The sequence below is a fragment of the Micromonospora sp. NPDC023966 genome (assembly GCF_040639095.1).
GTDB lineage: Bacteria > Actinomycetota > Actinomycetes > Mycobacteriales > Micromonosporaceae > Micromonospora.
This window is the reverse complement of record NZ_JBEZZJ010000015.1, coordinates 114,915-135,176: the sequence shown is the minus strand read 5'-3', so window position 1 is coordinate 135,176 and position 20,262 is coordinate 114,915. Positions and strand designations below refer to the sequence as shown.

The window sequence follows — 20,262 nt, the reverse complement described above, 5'->3', positions numbered from 1 at the left end:
TCCCAGGGGGCCGATCCGGCCGGACCCACTCCCTGGTGGGAAGCGGGCCGGCGGAAAACGAGCAGGCTGCTCGCCTTCGATGGATCAGCGTAGGGACCCGGTGTGTTGTTACACACATCCGAACGGACGAACAACAACCGTCAGACGGTGGCCAACGTGTAGGGGATCTCGTCCAGCAGCTCGCGGGCCAGGAAGCCGATCCGGCCGTACCGGGGGACCAGGCGCTGCCCGCTGACCGCGTGGGCGAACGCGGCCCAGCAGGCGGCCTGCGCGGGCTCGACGCCCCGCGAGAGCAGCCCGGCGAGCAGCCCGGCCCGGACGTCCCCGCTGCCGGAGGTGCCCAGGCCGGCGTCGCCGCTCTCCTCCCGCCAGGCCCGCCCGTCGGGGGTGGCGATGTGGCCGTAGAGGGAGACCACGGCGTCGTACCGGCGGGCCAGCTCGACCGCCTCGGCGTCCAGGTCGTCGCCGGGCGCCCGGTCGAGCAGGTGCCGGGCCTCGGTGAGGTTGGGGGTGAGCACCACCTTGCGGCCCGAGCCGACCAGCAGGTCCGGCTCGTGGCTGAGCGCGCCGAGGGCGTACGCGTCGAGCACCAGCGAGGTCTCCGGGCGGGCCGCGTCGAGGACCAGGTGCAGCAGCGCCCGGGTGGCGTCGATGTCCTTCAGGCCGGGGCCGACCGCCACCACGTCCGCCTCGGCGACCAGGCCGTCGAGGAGGTCGCCCGGGTCGCCGTGGACCGCGCCCTCGCCGGTCTCCGGCAGGCCGACCACCAGCGCCTCGGGCACCTGGATGCTGAGCGCGGTGGCGGTGGACTCGGCGGCGGCCAGTTGCAGCACCCCGGCGCCGGCGCGCAGGGCGGCCACCCCGGCGAGCAGCACCGCGCCGGGGGTGAACCGGGACCCGCCGACCACCAGCACGGTGCCCCGGGCCTCCTTGCCGCCGGTCGGCACGGGCAGTTCCCAGTCCCGCAGCAGCGCGGGGGTGATGACCTCAGACCGGCTCGGCATGGACCTCGTCCTCCCTGGTCGGCCGCGCTCCCTGCCGGTGCAGGTGGGCGACGTCGTTGAACACGTCCAGGGTCAGCCGGCCGGCGGCGTCGGCCGACCAGCCGGTGACCGAGCAGTTGGCGATGACCTGCTTGCGGGTGAGCGCCATCAGCTCCGCCTCGGTGAGCCCCTCCACCAGGTAGCGCAGCAGGAACACCAGCGCGTCGTGGCCGAACAGCAGCACCCGGCCGCCGGCGTGGTCCCGGCGCAGGTCGCCGAGGAGGGCGCGCAGCCGCAGCGCCACGTCGGTCCAGGACTCGCCGCCGGGCGGGCGGTAGTAGAACTTGCCGAGCCGGTCGCGGCGCGCCGCCTCGTCCGGATACCGCCGCCGGACGCCGTGGCCGGTCAGCCCGTCGAGGATGCCCAGCTCCCGGTCCCGCAGCCGCTCGTCCCGGCTCATCGGCACCCCGGTGCCGGCGAGGGCCAGCTCGGCGGTGGACACCGCCCGCAGGTACGGCGACACCACCGCCACGTCGGGGCGGCGCGCCTCGGGCAGCCCGGCCAGCCACCGGCCGGTCGCCCGGGCCTGCCCCTCGCCGGTGGGCGACAGCGGCACGTCGGCGTCCCGGTGGGTGAGGTCGACCAGCTCGGCGCCGGCCGCCTCGGCCGCCGTGGCGGCGACGTTCGCCGTGCTCTCGCCGTGCCGGACGATCCAGAGGGCTGCCAGTTCCGCCATGCGGCCTCCGGTACCCCGGCCCTGAGCCCGGTAACCGTCGGCCCCGGCCGTGGCCGGGGCGTGAACGGGCCCGCGGCGGGTAAGCGCTGGCTCCAACAACACGGACTGGGGAGGTAACGCCGTGGCGACCATGACCGAACAGAAGAGCCCCGTGCGGGACAAGAACTACGACCTGATCCGCACGCTGCAGCTGTCCCTGCACAACGTCTACCGGATGGAGACGTACATCGCCGACGCGGATCAGCGCGGCGACACGGAACTCGCCAACTGGTTCCGGAAGATCCAGGAGAACAACCGCAAGGCCGGTGACCAGGGCAAGCAGATGCTGATGACGCGTATGCAGCAGGAAGGGCGCTGAGCGTCGGCGCTACCGGGACCGGGTCGACGACCGCGTCGCGCCCGGTCCCGCCGGCCGCCGTCGCGGAAACCCGGAACGTCACCGATCCGACCCGCCGCCAGCCCGCCGCGGGGCAGCGGCCGGACCGGTCGATGGAACAGAATGTCCCGTCGGAGACGACGGGATGGAGCCATCGATGACTGTCCTCAGGGGTCTGCGCGAGGCGCTGGTCCTCTTCCTGGTCGCCGCGGTGGTGATCGGGATCGCGGTGGGCATCTGGGTCGGGGTCAGCGGCGGCGACTTCGTCCACCGGCTGGGCGTGGCGTTCATGCTGGTCGGCGCGGTGCTCGGGATGACCGGCGACCTGACCCTGAGCCGGATCGGCATGCTGCCCGCCCGGTCCACCTTCGGGCTGGCTCCGGAGCGTGAGGACGGCGGCGGGGGGCGCGTGCTCACCGGCGTCGGCATCTTCCTCTTCGTCTCGGTGCCGCTGATCATCGTCGGGGCCCTGCTCATCACGTGACGAGATCCCCGCGTGGCGACCGTCCGCGTCGTACGGTGTGAGGCGTGGCGACCACGGCGGCCGAGGAGATCCGGGTGGGGGAGCGGCTGGTCCGCGTCTCCAGCCCCGACAAGCCCTACTTCCCGGAGCGTGGCCTGACCAAGCTGGACGTGGTCCGCTACTTCCTCGCCGTCGGCGACGGCATCCTGCGCGCGCTGCGCGACCGACCGACCATGCTGGAGCGCTGGCCGCGCGGTGTGTTCGAGGGCGCGAAGATCGCCACCCGGCAGACCAACAAGGGTGACGCGTTCTACCAGAAGCGGTTGCCGGCGGGCGCCCCCGACTGGGTACGCACCGCGCACATCACCTTTCCCAGCGGCCGGACCGCCGACGAGGTGGCCCCGAGCGAGCTGGCCGTGGTGATCTGGGCGGCCAACCTGGGCACCCTGCGCTTCCACCCCTGGCCGGTCTCGGCGGGCGACGTCGAGCGCCCCGACCAGCTCCGCATCGACCTGGACCCGATGCCCGGGGTGGACTACGCCCAGGTGGTGCCGGTCGCCCACGAGGTGCGCGCGTTCCTCGACGAGCTGGGCCTGGTGGGCTACCCGAAGACCACCGGCGGCCGGGGCATCCACGTCTACCTGTCGATCGAGCCGCGGTGGAGCTTCGGCGACTGCCGGCGCGCGGTGCTGGCCCTGGGCCGCGAGATGGAGCGCCGGCTGCCCGACCTGGTCACCACCACGTGGTGGCGGGAGCAGCGGGACCGGCCAGTCTTCGTCGACTACAACCAGATGGCCCGGGACCACACCGTCACCTCGGCGTACTCGATCCGGCCCACCCCGCGGGCGCTGGTCTCGGCACCACTGGACTGGGCCGAGCTGGACGACGCGCGGCCGGAGGACTTCGACGTGCTCAGCCTGCCGGCCCGGTTCGCCGAGCGCGGCGACCCGCACGCCGGCCTGGACGAGCGCCGGTTCTCCCTGGAACCGCTGCTGGAGCTGGCCGACCGCGAGGGCCTGGAGGCGCCACCCGAGCGGTAGCAACTCACTCCCACGGGCTCAGTGTCCCGTCGAACTCCTCGAAGACCAGCCAGGTCCGGGTCGACAGCACCCCGGCGATGCTCTGCACCCGGTCCAGCACCACGTCCCGCAGGGTGGCGTTGTCCGGCGCGCGGACCAGGGCCAGCACGTCGTGCTCGCCGCTGAGCAGCGCCGCGTGCTCGATGTAGCGCACCCGGGCCAGCTCGGCGGACACCTCGCGCCAGGTGTTCTGCTCGATGGTCAGCGCGATGTACGCCGAGGTGCCCAGCCCGGCCGGTTCGGGCGCCACCTGGGCCCGGAACCCGGTGACCACCCCGTCGCGCAGCAGCCGCTCCACCCGCGCGTACGCGTTGGTGCGCGAGACGTGCACCCGTTCGGCCAGCGTACGGATGGAGAGCCGGGCGTCCTCGGTCAGTTCGCGCAGGATCCGCCGGTCGACCTCGTCGATTGGCCCGGCCGAACGTCCCGTTCCGCCCGCCGTGCCCGCTGTGCTTCCGGTCTCCTGGCTCATGAGGGCCGCCTTCCGGTGCCGTTCGTCCCGCGTTCACGCCGGATGTTGAGTCAATCATCCGACAGCGGAAGCATAGGGCCACCACACGTCCAGGAGGTCCCCGCCGTGACGACCACACCCCAGGCGGTCCGCAGGGCATCCCCGCGCACCCGCCGGCCGGCCACCCCGGCCGTTCCCGACCCCTCCGACGGCCTGCTGCCCAAGAGCGAGCCGGTCCGGCTGCTGAACCCGGACGGCACCCCGCTGCCGGCCCGGGACGACTACCCGGAGCCGCCGGTCGAGGCGCTGCGCGAGATGTACCGCCGGATGGTCGTCGGCCGTCGCTTCGACGTCCAGGCCACCGCGCTGACCAAGCAGGGCCGGCTCGCCGTCTACCCGTCCTCGCGCGGCCAGGAGGCCTGCCAGGTCGGCGGCGTGCTGGCGCTGCGCGACACCGACTGGGTCTTCCCCACCTACCGGGAGTCCATGGCGCTGACCGCCCGCGGCATCGACCCGGTCGAGGTGCTCACCCTGCTTCGCGGCGACTGGCACTGCGGGTACGACCCGGCCGCCGTGCACACCGCGCCGCAGTGCACCCCGCTCGCCACCCAGTGCGTGCACGCCGCCGGGCTCGCCTACGGCGAGTCCTACCAGGGGCGGGACACCGTGGCGCTGGCCTTCATCGGCGACGGCGCCACCAGCGAGGGCGACTTCCACGAGGGGGTCAACTTCGCCGCCGTGTTCAAGGCCCCGGTCGTCTACTTCGTGCAGAACAACAAGTACGCGATCAGCGTGCCGCTGTCCCGGCAGACCGCCGCGCCGAGCCTGGCCTACAAGGGCGTCGGCTACGGCGTGCCCAGCGAGCAGGTCGACGGCAACGATCCGGTGGCCGTGCTCGCGGTGCTCAACCGCGCCGTCGCGCACGCCCGCGCCGGCAAGGGCCCGTACCTGGTCGAGGCCCACACCTACCGGATGGAGCCGCACACCAACGCCGACGACCAGACCCGCTACCGGGACGCCGAGGAGGTCGAGGCGTGGCGCGACCGCGACCCGATCGCCCGGCTGGAGGCGTACCTGCGGAACCGGGGCGTGCTGGACGACGCCGCGGTCGCGGCGATCGCCGAGGAGGCCGAGGCGTACGCCGCCGCGCTGCGCGACCGGATGAACGCCCAGCCCGAGGTCGACCCGCTCAGCCTCTTCGACCACGTCTACGCGGAGCCGACCCCGCAACTGGTCGAGCAGCGCGAACAGGTCCGGGCCGAGCTGGCCGCGGCCCGCGCCGAGGAGGGGGACGCCTGATGGCCACCATGACCATGGCGAAGGCGCTCAACGCCGCGCTCGCCGACGCGATGCTGGACGACGAGCGGGTGGTCGTCTTCGGCGAGGACGTCGGCCAGCTCGGCGGCGTCTTCCGGATCACCGACGGGCTCCAGGCCCGGTTCGGCGACAAGCGCTGCTTCGACACCCCCCTCGCCGAGGCCGGCATCGTCGGTTTCGCCGTCGGCCTGGCCATGTCCGGGCTGCGCCCGGTGGTCGAGATGCAGTTCGACGCGTTCGCGTACCCGGCGTTCGAGCAGATCGCCTCGCACGTGGCGAAGCTGCGCAACCGCACCCGGGGCGCGCTCAGCGTGCCGATCGTCATCCGGGTGCCCTACGCCGGCGGCATCGGCGGCGTGGAGCACCACTGCGACTCCTCCGAGGCGTACTACGCGCACACCCCGGGCCTGAAGGTCGTCACCCCGGCCACCGTCGAGGACGCGTACTCGCTGCTGCGCGAGGCGATCGACGACCCGGACCCGGTCGTGTTCATGGAGCCGAAGAAGCTCTACTTCTCCAGCGCCGAGGCGGAACTGCCGGCCCGGACCGCGCCGTTCGGGACGGCCGTCGTGCGCCGCCCCGGCACCGACGCCACCCTTGTCGCGTACGGGCCGGCGGTGCCGGTCGCGCTCGAGGCCGCCGAGGCCGCCCGCGACGAGGGCTGGGACCTGGAGGTGGTCGACGTGCGCACCATCGTGCCGTTCGACGACGCCACCGTCACCGCCTCCGTGCGCAGGACCGGCCGCTGCGTGGTGATCCAGGAGGCCCAGGGCTTCGCCGGGGTCGGCGCGGAGATCGCCGCCCGGGTCCAGGAGCGCTGCTTCCACGCCCTGCACGCCCCGGTGCTGCGGGTGTCCGGGCTGGACATCCCCTACCCGGCACCGATGCTGGAGCACACCCACCTGCCCTCGGTCGACCGGGTGCTGGACGCCGTGGCCCGGCTCCAGTGGGACGACCAGCCGGACGAGCGGTGGGTGGCGGCATGACCACCACGACCGGGACCCGGGACTTCCTCCTGCCCGACCTGGGCGAGGGCCTGAGCGAGGCGGAGATCGTCGAGTGGCGGGTCGCCGTCGGCGACGTGGTCACCGTGGACCAGACCGTCGTGGAGGTGGAGACCGCCAAGGCCGTGGTCGACGTCCCCTGCCCGTACGCCGGCCGGGTCGTGGCCCTGCACGGCGCCGCGGGTGAGGTCCGCCCGGTGGGCCAGCCGCTCATCACGATCGCGCCGCTCGACGGCGACGGGGGCGACGACCCGCACGCCACCTACCGCGAGGAGGAGCGGGCCGGCTCCGGCAACGTCCTGATCGGGTACGGCACCGGCCACGGCGGCTCGGGCCGGCGGCGCCGCCCCCGGCTGGCCGTGGCCCCCGAGCCCGGCGCCCCGGCGGCCGCCGACACCCCCGCCCCGACGGCGGGCCCGGACCCGGCGCCCCGCAGCGCGCCGCTGGTGATCTCGCCGATCGTCCGGCGGCTGGCCCGGGAGCGCGGCCTCGACCTGGCGGCCCTGCACGGCACCGGACCGGGCGGGGTGATCCGCCGCGCCGACGTGGAGGCGGCGTCGGCCGCCCCGTCCGCGAAGCTCGCCGCGGTGCCGGACAGCCCGGCCGCGCACGTCGGGCTGGCCCCAGCCGGCGACGGCGACGTGGTCATCCCGTTGACCGGCATCCGCAAGGCCATCGCCGACAAGCTCTCCCGCAGCCGGCGGGAGATCCCCGAGGTGACCATCTGGGTGGACGTGGACGCCACCGGGCTGCTGGCGACCCGGGCCGCGATCAACGCGGCCACCCCGGAGGCGCCGGTCAGCATCCTGGCCCTGCTGGCCCGGATCTGCCTCAGCGGGCTGCGGAAGTACCCGCAGCTCAATGCCCACGTGGACACCGAGGGGCAGCGGATCGTCCAGTCGGCCGGGGTGCACCTGGGCATCGCCGCGCAGACCGACCGGGGCCTGGTCGTCCCGGTGCTGCGGGACGCCCAGCGGCTCACCACCCGGGAGCTGGCCGCCGCGCTCGCCGAGACCACGGCGGCCGCCCGGGCTGGCACCCTGCCCCCGGCGCGGCTGACTGGCGGCACCTTCACCTTGAACAACTACGGGGTGTTCGGGGTCGACGGCTCCACCCCGATCATCAACCACCCCGAGGCGGCGCTGCTCGGCGTCGGCCGGATCGTGGACAAGCCGTGGGTGGTCGACGGGCAGCTCGCCGTGCGCAAGGTGACCCAGCTCAGCCTCACCTTCGACCACCGGGTCTGCGACGGCGGGGTGGCCGGCGGCTTCCTGCGGCACGTGGCGGACTGCGTCGAGCAGCCCGCCCTGCTGGTGGCGAACGTCTGAGCCCCGGCCCTGGCCCCGACCACCCCCGGGGCCGGGGCCGCGCCCCGGTGGGAGTGAACCGGTCGTCCGGCCTCGTCCGGGGAAATCGTTCGCGTCCGTGACGAGCGACCCGTCGAGGTCGCTGCTTCCCATTTCCGTACGGCCATGTCGAAATCGCTGGCAGTCGCCGCAGGCAATTCCGCCGAATATGCCACGGCGCCATGGCGGCGATACAGAATGTGAGCCAAGGGGGAGTGGAAATGGGGTGCGGAATATGGACGTAAGGCGGCGATTGAGGCTATTGGCGGTAACCATCGCAGCCACACCGTTGGTGGTCGGCGGGTGCACCGCCGGCCAGCGGGAGGCCGTCAAGCACGGTCACGGCACGGCGGCCGCGCCGTCGGTGACCGTCACCCCGGCGGCGGGCACGAAGGGCGTGCCGGTCAGCGCCGAGGTGGGAACCACGGTCAGCGGCGGGAAGGTCACCGCCGTGAAGCTCACCGACGACAAGGGCCGACCGGTGCCCGCGCAGCCGCGCGAGGACGGGTCGGGCTGGGTGCCGGACCGGCCGTTGGAGAATTCGCGGACGTACACCGCGGAGGTGACCGCGACCGGCGATTCCGGGCGGACCACCACGCAGAAGACGACGTTCACCACGATGGCGAAACCCACCAAGCCGACCATCACCAGCGAACTCTATTTCACCGGGAATCAGACGTACGGGACGGCGATGCCGGTGGTGGTCGCATTCGATCCGCCAATTCCGAAAGAGGCCAGAGCGGACGTACAGCGCCGGTTGTTCGTGAAGACCGACCCGCCGCAGCCGGGCGCCTGGTCCTGGGAGTCCGACGGCAAGCAGGTCGAGTACCGGGCGCCCGACCACTGGAAGTCCGGCACGAAGATCAGCGTACGGAGCGCGCTGCAGGGGCTGCCGATCGGCAAGGACGCCATCGGCGACGCCGACCACAGCGCGACCTCCAAGATCGGCCGGCAGGTCTCGCTCGACATCGACAACGCCACCAAGCAGATGTCCGTCTACCAGGACGGCAAGCTGCTCCGCAAGGTCCCGGTCAGCATGGGCAAGTCGAGCACGCCCACCTCCAGCGGCAAGATGGTGATCATGGAGAAGTTCGACCGGACCACCTTCGACACCCGGGGTTCGGCCGATCCTTACGTGGTCGACGTCGATGACGCCCAGCGGCTCACCTGGGGTGGCGAGTTCATCCACTCCGCCCCGTGGTCGGAGGGGGAGCAGGGCTCCACCAACACCTCACACGGCTGCACCAACGTCTCCGCGGCGGCCGCGGACTGGCTGATGGGCGTCACCCACGTCGGCGACCTGGTGACCATCAAGGGCACCGAGGTGAAGCTGGACCAGGGCAACGGGTTCACGGCCTGGAACGTCAGCTGGGACGAGTTCATCAAGGGCAGCGCGCTGCCCGTACCGGCCGGGCTGAAGCCCACCCACGTCGCCACGCCGCACCCGGGCGCGGTGGCCGGCGGATCGGCGCCCGCCCCGGCCCCGTCCAAGAGCAACACCGGCGGCTGACCCACGGGGAGGAACGGCCGGGGCCGACCCGCGAAGGCGGGCCGGCCCCGGCCGGTTCAGTCGAGGTCGACCCGGGCCACGCCCGCCGCGGTCAGGCTGCCCAGCCAGAGGCACCGCCCGTGCTGCCGCACGCCGGTGACCATCGGGTACGCCCCGCTCGGGCCGTGCAGCGTGCGCAGCACCCGCCCGGTCCCGTCCACCAGCGCGACCAGCCCGTAGCGGCGAGGCTGCGGCTGCACCGCCCCGGGCAGCAGCGCGACGAGTTGGCGCACCCGGGGATGCGGCAGCAGCTTCTCCATGATCGGCAGCCGGGGACTGGGCAGCGCGATCCAGTACGTCCCGTCGCCCACCGCCGAGACGTTGTCCGGGTAGGCCGGCAGGTCGGCCAGCACGGTGGCCCGGCCGTCGGGCAGGTCCACCCGGAGCAGCCGGTGAGTGGCCGTCTCGACCAGCATCAGCGCGGACTCGTCCGGGGTGAGCGCCACCCCGTTGGGGAAGTAGAGCCCGCTCGCCACCACCTCGGTGCGCCCGGTCCGCCGGTCGTACGCCAGCACCCGGCCGTTGGGTCGGTGCTCCAGCAGATCCCGCTTCCAGTGCGAGAGCGGGAACCGGTCCGACGAGTCGGTGAAGTAGATCGTGCCGTCACGGGCCACCGCGGCGTTGTCGGCCAGGTGCACCGGCGGCCCCGTCCCGGTCAACTCGTGCACCGCCCCGTCCGGCGTGACCCGCAGCAGCCCCCGGTAGGCGTCGCAGACCACCAGCCCGCCGTCGACCGGGTCCAGCTCGATGCCGAGCGGCCGGCCGCCGGTCTCGGCCAGCAGCGTGGGGCGGGTGCCGGCCGGGGCGTCCGCCGGCCACCACCAGAGCCGGCCGTCCTCGTCGCCGCTGACCACCCGGCCGTCCGGGTCGATCAGCACGTCCTCCGGGCCGTGCGCGCCATCGGGCAGCGGCAGCAGGTCGGCCCGGTCCAGCCGGGCGTCGGTGGGGGCCCACGGCCCGTCCAGCGGCGGTGGCACGGTGGCCGGCTCACGGACCGGCCGGATCAGCAGGGGCGCTCGCGGGCGGGGGACGACCATCCGGCCATTCTTCCCCGCCGATGCCCCCGGACGGGAGTCCCCGGCGGCGTGTTCCGCCGCGGACCCGGGCTCACGTGCACCTGCGGGATGACCCGGAGGCCGCTCAGGGTCGTCACCCGGGACCTACCCGGAACCCCGTGGCGGGAGCGGTGGAACTGTCGGTGGTGGGGGATAGGTTCGGGGACATGCGAGAGAGCGGCGACCGGTTCCACGTGGCGATGAGCGTGAGTGACCACGTGGTGGACCTGCGCGCGGTCGGCGAGATCGACATCGCGACCGTGGCGGCGTTCCGGGCCGCGCTCTGGGCGGCACCGGCGCGGCCGGTGCTGCGGGTCGACCTGTCCGGGGTGCGGCTGCTCTCGGCGGCCGGGGTCCGCGCGCTGGTCGCCGCCCACCTGCGGGTCCGGGCCCGCGGCGGCGAGCTGGTGCTGGTCGACCCCGACCCGGTGGTCGCCCGGGTGCTGCGTGCCACCGGCCTGCACCGGGTGCTGCCGGTCCGCGAGTCGGCCCGGGAGCTGGTCACCTTGGCCGCGGCCTGACCGGCCGGACGCCGCAGGGCCGCCGGCGTGCCGCCGACGGCCCTGCCCACGGTCCTCGGGTCAGCGGACGCCGACCAGGTCCACCACGAAGACCAGCGTCTCGTTCGGCTTGATCACGCCACCGGCGCCCCGGGCGCCGTAGCCCAGGTGCGGCGGGATGGTCAGCCGGCGCCGGCCGCCGACCTTCATGCCGACCACGCCCTGGTCCCAGCCGGCGATGACCTGGCCGCCGCCGAGCGGGAACTCGAACGTGTCACCCCGGTTCCACGACGCGTCGAACTCGCGACCGGTCGAGTGGGCCACGCCGACGTAGTGCACGCTGGCCAGCTGGCCGGGGCGGGCCTCCGGGCCGTCGCCGACCGTGATGTCCTCGATGACGAGATCGGCGGGCGGCGCGCCCTCGATCGGGCCAACCTCGGGCTTCTCCATGAGCGGGTCTCCTCGGTGCTGACAAGTGCGGTCCCCGTCGATCCTGCCGGATCGCGGCCGGCCGATACGCGTCGGTCCCCGCCGCGGCGTGGCGGCAGGGACCGGTGGGAGGGCACGAAAGTGGCGGGCGCCCCCTCTCGGTGACGCCCGCCCGGTGGGCACTGCCCGCGGTGACCTCACTTCAGCCAGGGCAGCCGCTGGACGACGGGGAGCTTCGCCCAGGCCCGGCCGAGGCCGAGGGTGCCACCGGCGTTGACCAGGGCCAGACCGGCCAGCAGACCCGCGTAGATGAGGTGGTCGTCCAGGAACGGGTTGTTCTCCGGGGGCAGCACGGCCGTCCACATCATGAGCAGCAGGAGTCCGCCGGCGACCGCGGCGACCCGGGTGCCGATGCCGAGCAGCAGGGCCACGCCGATGCCGAGCAGGCCGAGCATGAACAACCAGTCCGCCCACGCCGCGCCGGCGATCTCCTGGTAGAACCCCTTGAACGGGCCGGCCGCGCCGAAGGTCAGGAATCCCTTGGTCGGGCTGCCGCCGTTGATCCAGGCGTTCTTCGCCGCGGTCTCGTGCCCGAGGCTGAACATCTTGTCGAGGAAGGCCCAGAGGAACGTCCAGCCCAGGGCGATCCGCAGCCCGGCGAAGACGTACCGGGTGGCCTTCTGTCGGGTGGTCTCGGCGTGCCCGGTGGTCTCGGCCGCCGGAGCGATGGTGTTGGCGGTGATCCGCTCGATCGTCGCGGTCATGGTGTCCACGTCCCTTCCTGTGCCTCGCACCGCGCTTGTCCGGTGGCACATTCATTCCACCGCCGTGAGCGGTCGGCGAGCAGGGCCGACCGGTGCCCTCCCGACCGGGACCTTGGTCCCCTTCCGGCCCGGTCCGGTCGGCCCGCCGCGCGAACGACGGGGCTCAGGCCGCTGCGGCGAGCTGGGCGGCGAGCAGCGCGGGAGCCTCCGCGAGCGAGGGCCCGTACCAGGTGAGGTGCCGGCCGGAGACCAGCGCGGCCGGCACGCCGGGGAACGCCTCCGGCCCGTCGTCGGCGGTGAACCGGTACGGCTCGTCCGGCAGCACCACCAGCTCGGGCTCGCGGGCGCGCAGCTCGTCGAGGCTCGGCCGGGGATAGCGCTCCGGGTGGTCGGCGTACCGGTTGGCGACGCCGAGCCGGCGCAGCACGTCACCGGCGAAGGTGTCCCGGCCGAGCACCACCCAGGGGCGCCGCCACACCGGCACCACCGCCGCGCGCGGTGTCGCCGGCTCGGGCAGCGCGGCCCAGGCCCGGCGGGCGGCCCGCAGCCAGCCCGGCTCGCCGGGCACGCCGAGCGCGGCGACCAGCTCGCCGAGCTGGGTCAACGCCTCCGGCACGGTACGGGGGAAGGTGACCCGCACGGGCACGCCGGCCGCCCGCAGGGCCTCCGCGTCGGCGAGGCGGTTCTCCTCCTCGTTGAGCAGCACCAGGTCGGGCCGGAGCGCACGTACCCGGTCCAGGTCCGGATACTTGCTCCCGCCCACCCGGGCGACGTCCAGCCCGGCCGGGTGGGAGCACCAGTCCGTGGCGCCCACCAGCACCTCGGAGCGGGTCAGCGCCACCGCCTCGGTCAACGACGGCACCAGCGACACCACCCGCACGACGTTCCCTCCCTCGTCCGCGCCATCGTCGCGCATCGACGCCCGTCAGCATGCCGCGCGGCGTGCGGCCCACTCCGCGCGGGTCAGCGCGTACTCCACCTCGCCGTGTTCCGAGCCGGGGATCGCCTCGGGCCAGTCCTGGTGGAACGTCCGCAGGTATGCCAGCCCGGCCTTCTCCATCACCCGGCGGGACCCGGCGTTGACCGCCATGGTGGTGGCCACCACCCGCTCGACGCCGAGCGCCGTGAAGCCGTGGTCGACCAGCGCCCGAGCGCCCTCGGTGGCGTACCCGGCGCCCCACGCGGCCCGGCGCAGCCGGTAGCCCAGCTCGACCTCCCGGGGGTCGCCGTCGCGTAGCGGCCGGAACTCGAACCAGCCCAGGAAGGCGCCGTCGGTCCGCCGCTCCGCCGCCCACCAGCCCAGCCCGGGCGGCCGGCGGTAGGCGGCCAGCATGGTGGGCAGCACCCGGTCCCGGATTTCGGCGGCCGGAGTGGGCCGCCCGCCGGCCAGGTAGCGCATCACGGCCGGGTCGCTGTCCAGCTCGGTCAGGAGCGGGGCGTCGTCCGGGGTGAACTCGCGCAGCACCAGCCGTCCGGTGGTCAGAAAGATCTGCACGCGGCCGATTCCAGCGGGCCCGGGCGGTCCGGGCAACCGGATTCCGCCGCACCGCCGAGGCGGCCACCATGATCGACGCCCTAGACTCGGGCGTCGACACCAGCGACGGATGGATCTGGCGAGATGACGAGCACCGGCAGCGTGGCCACCTCCTGGCTGCGTCCGATCCTGCCCGGGGTCGCGCCGCAGCTCAACCGCGCCGGCCAGGTCGGCTACCCGGCCCGGCGGCTCGGCGAGCTGGTGCAGGGCCGGCCGCCGGGGGTCACCGGGCACCAGTGGAGCACCGCCGGTCGGGAGGGCTTCGACCAGGTGGTCTGCGCCGGCGACACCGGCCTGCCGCTGTTCGCCGTGCAGTTCGCCGCGCCCGCGCCCGCCGGGTCGCCCGCCCGCCGGGCCGAGCGGATGACCAGCGCCGTCTGCGCGGCGGTCGGCCTGCCGCTGCTGCGGATCGAGTCGGCCACGTTGCGTGGCGCCGAGCACGCCCGCCGCTTCGTCGAGTACGTCATCGACGCCCGCGGCTACGCCGCCGGCACCGACCGGGACACCGGCGACGCGGTCGGGTTCCGGGACATCGTCGGCCGGCTCCCGGACGGGCGGCGCGGGCCGGTCAACGACCTCGGGGCGCTGACCCGGGCCGCCGCCGTCGAGGCGTACGTGGAGCGCCGGCTCGCCGACCCGATCGTCCGCGGGCTGCACGTGCGGTGGACGGACGGCCCGGCCGAGGGCTGGAGCTGGGTCGAGGTGCGCCCCGGGCGCTGCCTGGTCGAGCGGGTGCATCTGGCCGCGCAGCGCTTCTCCTGCGGGGTGGACCCGGGCCAGCTCGCCGAGGACCTGGCCGTCGTGGCGGTCGGGGAGCGGTTGCGCGCCCTCGATGCCGCCGCGCCGTCCCTGATGGACCGGGACGAGTTGCGCGGGCAGATCCGGCGGCTGGCCGCCCGGCGCGACGAGTTCGACGGCGGCTTCGCCTTCGACCATCTCTGCGCCGACTGACCGGCCCTCTCCGGCCCCCGGCCGGCCCCCGCGGGTTTCTCCGCGAATTCTCCCGATGCCCGGTTGAACCTTCGCCGCCCTCGCTCCGTACCTAAGCGGGAATGGACGCAGAGCTTCCCCGCCGCGCCGGACGGCGCGGGGACGGTGCGGAAAGGGCATCGTCGGTCATCGACGTGCGACCGGAACGTCGCAGTGATCCTCACCCCGAATTCCATCGGTCCGCCGGGGTCACCAGTCAACTACCGGATCGAGAAGGAGAGCAATTCGATGCGCAGGTCCACACGGGCGCGCCGGTCATCCGGTAACGCGCGGAGCAAGCGTCTGCTGGCCGTGGTCGGCACGCTCGCGGTCTTCGGCGGAATCGTCGCCGTCACCCAGATCTCGTCCGCCCAGGACCGGCGGACCACCGTCCGTACCGCCTCGGCGTCCTGTGTGGCCGCGAGCCCGGGGGCCACCGCGCCGGACGGCCGGGGGAGCACCACCCGGACCTGGCAGAACGGCCGCTGGGTGCGCAACCACTGGGGTGACGGGCAGATGTCGTCCGTCGAGTGCCAGCAGACCAAGGGGGGCGGCGCGGGCGCCGGGACCCCGACCGTGGCCTGCCCGGACGTGCGGAGCAAGCTGCCGCAGGTGCCCGACCGGGCGCGCGCCGAGGTGGACCGCAACCTCGCCCTGCTGGACAGCCAGATCGCCGAGGCCAACCGGCGGCTCGCGGCGGACGGCGCCCGCAACGGCGGCGACTTCATCGAGAACGTGATCCTGCGGCCGCTCGCCGAGAAGCGGACCGCGACGTTGAACCGGATCGCCACGGCCATCGGCCGGGTGGCCGAGCGCCCGCAGGGCCTGGACCAGTTGGCCCAGTGCGCCCTCGCCGACAACGCGCAGAACGGCGGCGACAACGGCGGCGGGAACAACGGTGGGCAGACCGGCGCGCCGAGCGGCACGCCGACCGGTGGTGACAACGGCGGGCAGACCGGCGGTAACAATGGCGGTAACAACGGCGGTAACAACGGCGGCAACAACGGCGGCAACAACGGCCTGAACGTGCTCGCCAAGGACTGCACCGACAGCCAGCTCCAGGCGCACGACGGTTTCCAGAACGGAAACCGCTGCGTGAGCACGGCGTTCGGTGAGGTCGGTTCCGCCGCCAACAACCCCTCGCTGCTCATCACGCAGTTCCCGAACCGGGTCCAGCGCAACCGGCCGTTCACCCTCCGGGTCAGCACCCGGAACCTGATCCGCGACCGGTTCCTCGCCGCCGGCCAGGGTGGCTACTACGTCGAGAGCTCGCTGCTCAACGACCAGGGCCTGGTCCGCGGGCACTTCCACACCGCCTGCCGGATGCTGCAAACCACCCAGGCGGCGCCGTCGAACCCGCAGGACGTTCCGGCGTTCTTCGTGGCGACCGAGGACGGCGGCGGCAGCAACCAGGCCGACCAGGTCACCATCCAGGTCCCCGGCCTGCCCCAGTCGGGCCTCGCGCAGTGCGCGGTCTGGGCCGGTGACGGCTCGCACCGCATCCCGATGATGGAACGGGCGAACCAGACCCCGGCCATCGACGTGGTGCGGATCCGGGTCAACTGAGCACCGCGGCCGGAGCCGCCCGGGGGGTACGCCCCGGGCTGCTCCGGCCGTTCCGTGCGTGCCCTCCCCTGTCGGGGCCGGCCTCAGCGGCCTCCGGCGGGCCCCGTCTCGTCGTCGACCTCGAAGCGGGCCAGGTCGGTGCAGTGCACGACCGTGGCGTCGTCCGGTACCGGCGCGGCGGTGCCGGCCGGGCTGTCGGCTTCGGCCCGTCGCACGCGGCGGACGACCTCGGCCGGCCCGTCGGCGGCGAGCAGTTCGAGGACGCCGGCCCAGTCGGTCAGGGCGTACGGGCTGACGATGCGACTGGCGCCGTTGCTGAGCAGCGCGACGCCGTCCAGGTCGTGCAGGGGCCGGCTGCCGGTCATCGCCTCCTCCGCCGCGCGCGGATCGTCCTTGGCGATCCAGTAGCCGCCCGGCTGGTTCCGGCGGGCGCGCAACGCCTCGGCGCAGGACGCCCGGATGCGGTCGTACTCCGGCGTTCCTCGGCGAACGCCGTCCAGGGGCGCGGAGCAGACGCGCCTGGCGACGACCTCACGCTCGTCGGTGACGACTTGCGGGCCGCCCCGGACCTGGTCGAGGACGAGGAAGGAGTCCGCGAGCAGGAGGTGCTCCAGGCGGCCCCGGTGGGCGCGGACGATCGCCACGGTCGCCTGCGGGCTGCTGGGGTTCGTGATGTCGCAGGTGCCCCGGTGCTCGGCGGCGATCTCGCCGATCGCGTTGCCGAGGATCGTCGCGAGACCCCGCCCGTCGCCCCGCGACAGCCGGCCGAGCAGCGCACCGCCGAGACGGTGCGTGTACCAGGCGACACCGTGGGAGCAGAGCGATTCCGTTCCGGGGATGCCGGCGCCGTCGAGCAGCACCGCGGCGCCGGGAACCGCGCCGGCGAAGTCCTCGTTCGGCCGGCCGGCCGTGCCGGCGCTGGTCGCCATGCTGACGCGCACCGATGCGCTCCCAGGTCAGGTGTCGCGGGCCCTCCGCAGGGGCCGAACGCGGGGGTGAAGTCCCCTGCCGGGATTCCCCGCCCGGCTGAAAATTGTTAACGCCGGGAAAAGCCGACCGGGGCCAGGCCGATTTCTCAGCGTGACCCCGGGGTGCCCGACGGTGAACCGGGAGGTTCAGCGGTTCTTGTAGGCCTCCACCACCGAGACGGGGATGCGGCCCCGCTCGGAAATCTCGTAGCCGTTCTTGACGGCCCATTCCCGGATGGCGCGGTTCTGCTCGCGGTCCATTCCCGAGGTGCTCGGGCGGGTCACGCCCCGCGCCGCCCGCCCGGCCTCCACCGGGCCGCGCCCGATCCGCCTGCCAGCGCTGATGTACGGGTCCAGCGCCTTGCGGAGAACGCCGGCGTTTTCGTCGGAGACGTCGATCGTGTACGCCACACCGTCCAGGCTGAACTCGACGGTCCGATCGGCCTTTCCGCCGTCGAGGTCGTCGGTCAGAACGGTGATTACTTTCCTTGCCATCGCCATTACTCCCTGTGTCGGGCGGGGTGTGGCTATGAGTTTGACGTATCTCGTGGCAATTTCGCAACAATACCCGCCCTTCGCCATTCGGCGAGTCGGCATATCGCCGCGGCGCAAATGGCCGCTCACACGCGGCGGCGTGCCCGGCCGGGTGGAAGGAGTGGCGTGGGTCACAGGGCGGAACAAGGGAGACGGTTTGTTACTTGAGCCTTACACGCTCAACCCAACGTGATAGCAGGTGTTCGATGGCAACTCTTCCGGTACTTCCTCTGACCGACGCCGTCCTGCTGCCCGGCATGGTCATCCCGGTGACCCTCGACCCGACCACCCAGGCCGCGGTCGACGCGGCCCGCGCCACCGGCGACAAGAAGCTGCTCGCCGTGCCGCGCCTCGACGGCGAGTACGGCTCGGTCGGCGTTGTCGCCACCATCGAGAAGGTGGGCCGGCTGCCCAGCGGCGAGCCCGCCGCCGTGATCCGTGGCCTCGCCCGAGCCCGGATCGGCTCCGGCGTGCCCGGACCGGGCGCCGCCCTCTGGGTCGAGGCGACCACCCTCGACGAACCCGTCCCGGCCGGCCGGGCCCGGGAGCTCGCCCGCGAGTACCGCGCGCTGATGACCTCGGTCCTTCAGCAGCGCGGCGCCTGGCAGGTCATCGACGCCATGGAGCGGATGACCGACCTCTCCGAGCTGGCCGACGCCGCCGGCTACGCGCCCTGGCTGACCCTGGCGCAGAAGACCGAGCTGCTCACCGCCCCGGACGTCACCGCCCGGCTGGAGCTACTGGTCGGCTGGGTGAAGGAGTACCTGGCCGAGCAGGAGGTCACCGAGCAGATCAACAGCGACGTCCGCGAGGGGCTGGAGAAGTCGCAGCGCGAGTTCCTGCTCCGCCAGCAGCTTGCCGCGATCCGCAAGGAACTCGGCGAGGACGAGCCGGACGGCTCCGCCGACTACCGCACCCGCGTCGAGTCCGCCGACCTGCCCGAGAAGGTCCGCGAGGCGGCCCTGCGGGAGGTCGGCAAGCTGGAGCGGGCCAGCGACGCCTCGCCCGAGGCCGGCTGGATCCGGACCTGGCTGGACACCGTCCTCGAGATGCCGTGGAGCACGCGTACCGAGGACAACACCGACCTGGCCGCGGCGCGCGCGGTGCTCGACGCCGACCACGCCGGCCTGGCCGACGTGAAGGACCGCATCCTGGAGTACCTGGCGGTGCGCAACCGGCGCGCCGAGCGCAACCTCGGCGTGGTCGGCGGACGCGGCTCCGGCGCCGTGCTCGCCCTGGCCGGCCCGCCCGGCGTCGGCAAGACCAGCCTCGGCGAGTCCGTCGCGCGGGCGCTCGGCCGCAACTTCGTCCGGGTCTCCCTCGGCGGCGTCCGCGACGAGGCCGAGATCCGCGGCCACCGGCGCACCTACGTCGGCGCGCTGCCCGGCCGGATCGTCCGGGCGCTGCGCGAGGCCGGCTCGATGAACCCGGTGGTGCTCCTCGACGAGGTCGACAAGCTGGCCGCTGGCTACTCCGGCGACCCGGCCGCGGCCCTGCTGGAGGTGCTCGACCCGGCGCAGAACCACACCTTCCGGGACCACTACCTGGAGGTCGACCTCGACCTGTCCGACGTGCTGTTCCTGGCCACCGCCAACGTGGTGGAGAGCATCCCCGGCCCGCTGCTGGACCGGATGGAGCTGGTCACCCTGGACGGCTACACCGAGGACGAGAAGGTGGCCATCGCCCGGGACCACCTGCTGCCCCGGCAGCGGGAGCGGGCCGGGCTGACCGCCAAGGAGGTCACCGTCGCCGACGAGGCGCTGGCCCTGATCGCCGGGGAGTACACCCGGGAGGCCGGCGTCCGGCAGCTCGAACGGGCCCTGGCGAAGATCCTGCGCAAGGTCACCGTGGCGCTGGCGTCCGACCCGGCGCCGGTCCGCGTCGACACCGACAACCTCGCCCGCTACCTGGGCCGGCCCAAGTTCACCCCGGAGTCGGCCGAGCGGACGGCGGTGCCCGGCGTGGCCACCGGCCTGGCGGTCACCGGCGCCGGCGGGGACGTGCTCTTCATCGAGGCGACCAGCATGGAGGGCGAGCCGGGGCTGACCCTCACCGGTCAGCTCGGCGACGTCATGAAGGAGTCGGCGCACATCGCGCTGTCGTACCTGCGCTCCAACGGGCGACGCCTCGGCATCGACCCGAACGCCCTCGCCGGGCGGCGGATCCACGTGCACTTCCCGGCGGGCGCGGTGCCCAAGGACGGCCCGAGTGCCGGCATCACCATGGTGACGGCGCTGGCCTCGCTGGTCACCGGCCGGCCGGTCCGCCCCGAGTTCGGGATGACCGGCGAGGTGACCCTCTCCGGCCGGGTGCTACCCATCGGGGGCGTGAAGCAGAAGCTGCTCGCCGCCCACCGGGCCGGGCTGACCGAGGTGATCATCCCGAAGCGCAACGAGCCGGACCTGGACGACCTGCCCACCGAGGTCCGCGAGGCGCTGACCATCCACACCCTCGCCGACGTCGCCGACGTGCTCGCCCTGGCGCTGCGCCCGGCCGACGTCGACGCGGAGACCCTGGGCGGCCAGCCGCTCGCCGCGGCCTGACCGGTCCCGCATCCGGAAGCCCCCGCCGTCCCCGGACGGCGGGGGCTTCCGGGCGTCCGGCCACCCCCGGACCGGTCAGCAGGACGGCTCGGGGTG

The 20,262-nt window shown here is 73.9% G+C and carries 21 protein-coding genes; 11 read left to right on the top strand and 10 right to left on the bottom strand.

All coding sequences use genetic code 11. The features are described from left to right. Positions 1 to 140: 140 nt before the first annotated feature. Both AB0F68_RS20555 and AB0F68_RS20550 read right to left on the bottom strand, forming a co-directional pair. Positions 141 to 1,004 carry an NAD(P)H-hydrate dehydratase gene (locus AB0F68_RS20555; protein WP_357340585.1) on the bottom strand — a complete coding sequence of 288 codons (864 nt, stop codon included), beginning with the start codon at positions 1,002 to 1,004 and terminating at the stop codon, positions 141 to 143. Continuing rightward, the gene (locus AB0F68_RS20550) at positions 988 to 1,719 is read right to left on the bottom strand and encodes a histidine phosphatase family protein (protein ID WP_357340582.1); all 732 of its coding nucleotides are present in this window, start codon (positions 1,717 to 1,719) and stop codon (positions 988 to 990) included. The genes AB0F68_RS20555 and AB0F68_RS20550 overlap by 17 nt, the downstream gene beginning before the upstream one ends. 130 nt (positions 1,720 to 1,849) lie before the next feature. Between AB0F68_RS20550 and AB0F68_RS20545 the strand changes: the two genes are divergently transcribed. The 3 genes from AB0F68_RS20545 to AB0F68_RS20535 all read left to right on the top strand — a co-directional run bounded on the left by AB0F68_RS20545 (position 1,850) and on the right by AB0F68_RS20535 (position 3,598). Continuing rightward, a complete protein-coding gene (locus AB0F68_RS20545; protein WP_357340719.1) occupies positions 1,850 to 2,077 on the top strand; it encodes a hypothetical protein in 228 nt (75 codons plus the stop codon). Positions 2,078 to 2,252: 175 nt separating this feature from the next. After that, positions 2,253 to 2,579 carry a hypothetical protein gene (locus tag AB0F68_RS20540; RefSeq protein WP_357340580.1) on the top strand — a complete coding sequence of 109 codons (327 nt, stop codon included), beginning with the start codon at positions 2,253 to 2,255 and terminating at the stop codon, positions 2,577 to 2,579. A 44-nt stretch (positions 2,580 to 2,623) separates the two neighbouring features. Next, entirely contained in the window at positions 2,624 to 3,598 is a 975-nt protein-coding gene (locus AB0F68_RS20535; RefSeq protein ID WP_357340577.1) for a DNA primase small subunit domain-containing protein, read from the top strand. Between the two features lie 4 nt (positions 3,599 to 3,602). On the opposite strand, the gene AB0F68_RS20530 is transcribed toward AB0F68_RS20535, so the two are convergent. Then, a complete protein-coding gene (locus AB0F68_RS20530; protein ID WP_357340575.1) occupies positions 3,603 to 4,109 on the bottom strand; it encodes an Lrp/AsnC family transcriptional regulator in 507 nt (168 codons plus the stop codon). Positions 4,110 to 4,181: 72 nt separating this feature from the next. Here AB0F68_RS20530 and pdhA point away from each other — a divergent pair, with 72 nt between their 5' ends. The 4 genes from pdhA (at position 4,182) to AB0F68_RS20510 (ending at position 9,265) form a co-directional block, all read left to right on the top strand. Further along, positions 4,182 to 5,387: a pyruvate dehydrogenase (acetyl-transferring) E1 component subunit alpha gene (gene pdhA, locus AB0F68_RS20525; protein WP_357340717.1), complete on the top strand. Its 1,206-nt coding sequence runs from the start codon at positions 4,182 to 4,184 to the stop codon at positions 5,385 to 5,387. Further along, a complete protein-coding gene (locus AB0F68_RS20520) occupies positions 5,387 to 6,391 on the top strand; it encodes an alpha-ketoacid dehydrogenase subunit beta (protein WP_357340573.1) in 1,005 nt (334 codons plus the stop codon). The genes pdhA and AB0F68_RS20520 overlap by 1 nt, the downstream gene beginning before the upstream one ends. Next, a complete protein-coding gene (locus tag AB0F68_RS20515) occupies positions 6,376 to 7,737 on the top strand; it encodes a dihydrolipoamide acetyltransferase family protein (protein WP_357340570.1) in 1,362 nt (453 codons plus the stop codon). Before AB0F68_RS20520 ends, AB0F68_RS20515 begins: the two co-directional genes overlap by 16 nt. A 253-nt stretch (positions 7,738 to 7,990) precedes the next feature. After that, positions 7,991 to 9,265 carry an Ig-like domain-containing protein gene (locus AB0F68_RS20510; protein WP_357340568.1) on the top strand — a complete coding sequence of 425 codons (1,275 nt, stop codon included), beginning with the start codon at positions 7,991 to 7,993 and terminating at the stop codon, positions 9,263 to 9,265. A 56-nt stretch (positions 9,266 to 9,321) separates the two neighbouring features. Here the strand turns inward: AB0F68_RS20510 and AB0F68_RS20505 are convergent, their stop codons facing one another. Then, positions 9,322 to 10,341: an SMP-30/gluconolactonase/LRE family protein gene (locus tag AB0F68_RS20505; RefSeq protein ID WP_357340566.1), complete on the bottom strand. Its 1,020-nt coding sequence runs from the start codon at positions 10,339 to 10,341 to the stop codon at positions 9,322 to 9,324. A 185-nt stretch (positions 10,342 to 10,526) separates the two neighbouring features. On the opposite strand from AB0F68_RS20505, the gene AB0F68_RS20500 reads away from it, so the two are divergent. Further along, complete coding sequence (locus AB0F68_RS20500) at positions 10,527 to 10,880, top strand: anti-sigma factor antagonist (RefSeq protein ID WP_357340563.1); 354 nt, start codon at positions 10,527 to 10,529, stop codon at positions 10,878 to 10,880. A gap of 60 nt (positions 10,881 to 10,940) precedes the next feature. On the opposite strand, the gene AB0F68_RS20495 is transcribed toward AB0F68_RS20500, so the two are convergent. The 4 genes from AB0F68_RS20495 to AB0F68_RS20480 form a co-directional block, all read right to left on the bottom strand. Beyond that, the gene (locus AB0F68_RS20495; RefSeq protein WP_357340560.1) at positions 10,941 to 11,309 is read right to left on the bottom strand and encodes an FKBP-type peptidyl-prolyl cis-trans isomerase; all 369 of its coding nucleotides are present in this window, start codon (positions 11,307 to 11,309) and stop codon (positions 10,941 to 10,943) included. A gap of 176 nt (positions 11,310 to 11,485) precedes the next feature. Beyond that, positions 11,486 to 12,052: a hypothetical protein gene (locus AB0F68_RS20490; protein WP_357340715.1), complete on the bottom strand. Its 567-nt coding sequence runs from the start codon at positions 12,050 to 12,052 to the stop codon at positions 11,486 to 11,488. A 163-nt stretch (positions 12,053 to 12,215) separates the two neighbouring features. Beyond that, on the bottom strand, positions 12,216 to 12,932 hold the full coding sequence (locus AB0F68_RS20485; protein WP_357340712.1) for a helical backbone metal receptor: 717 nt from the start codon (positions 12,930 to 12,932) through the stop codon (positions 12,216 to 12,218). 45 nt (positions 12,933 to 12,977) lie between these two features. After that, positions 12,978 to 13,547, bottom strand: a complete 570-nt coding sequence (locus tag AB0F68_RS20480) for a GNAT family N-acetyltransferase (protein WP_357340558.1) — start codon at positions 13,545 to 13,547, stop codon at positions 12,978 to 12,980. Positions 13,548 to 13,670: 123 nt separating this feature from the next. Between AB0F68_RS20480 and AB0F68_RS20475 the strand changes: the two genes are divergently transcribed. Both AB0F68_RS20475 and AB0F68_RS20470 read left to right on the top strand, forming a co-directional pair. Continuing rightward, positions 13,671 to 14,537 carry a DUF2726 domain-containing protein gene (locus AB0F68_RS20475; RefSeq protein ID WP_357340556.1) on the top strand — a complete coding sequence of 289 codons (867 nt, stop codon included), beginning with the start codon at positions 13,671 to 13,673 and terminating at the stop codon, positions 14,535 to 14,537. A 267-nt stretch (positions 14,538 to 14,804) separates the two neighbouring features. Further along, complete coding sequence (locus tag AB0F68_RS20470) at positions 14,805 to 16,121, top strand: hypothetical protein (RefSeq protein ID WP_357340554.1); 1,317 nt, start codon at positions 14,805 to 14,807, stop codon at positions 16,119 to 16,121. A gap of 83 nt (positions 16,122 to 16,204) precedes the next feature. Here AB0F68_RS20470 and AB0F68_RS20465 read toward each other — a convergent pair whose 3' ends face one another. Together AB0F68_RS20465 and AB0F68_RS20460 are read right to left on the bottom strand one after the other, a co-directional pair. Continuing rightward, entirely contained in the window at positions 16,205 to 17,062 is an 858-nt protein-coding gene (locus AB0F68_RS20465) for a hypothetical protein (protein WP_357340552.1), read from the bottom strand. 174 nt (positions 17,063 to 17,236) lie between these two features. Further along, positions 17,237 to 17,584: an Lsr2 family protein gene (locus tag AB0F68_RS20460; protein ID WP_357340710.1), complete on the bottom strand. Its 348-nt coding sequence runs from the start codon at positions 17,582 to 17,584 to the stop codon at positions 17,237 to 17,239. Between the two features lie 245 nt (positions 17,585 to 17,829). On the opposite strand from AB0F68_RS20460, the gene lon reads away from it, so the two are divergent. Then, a complete protein-coding gene (gene lon / locus AB0F68_RS20455; RefSeq protein WP_357340550.1) occupies positions 17,830 to 20,166 on the top strand; it encodes an endopeptidase La in 2,337 nt (778 codons plus the stop codon). Positions 20,167 to 20,262 lie beyond the last annotated feature (96 nt).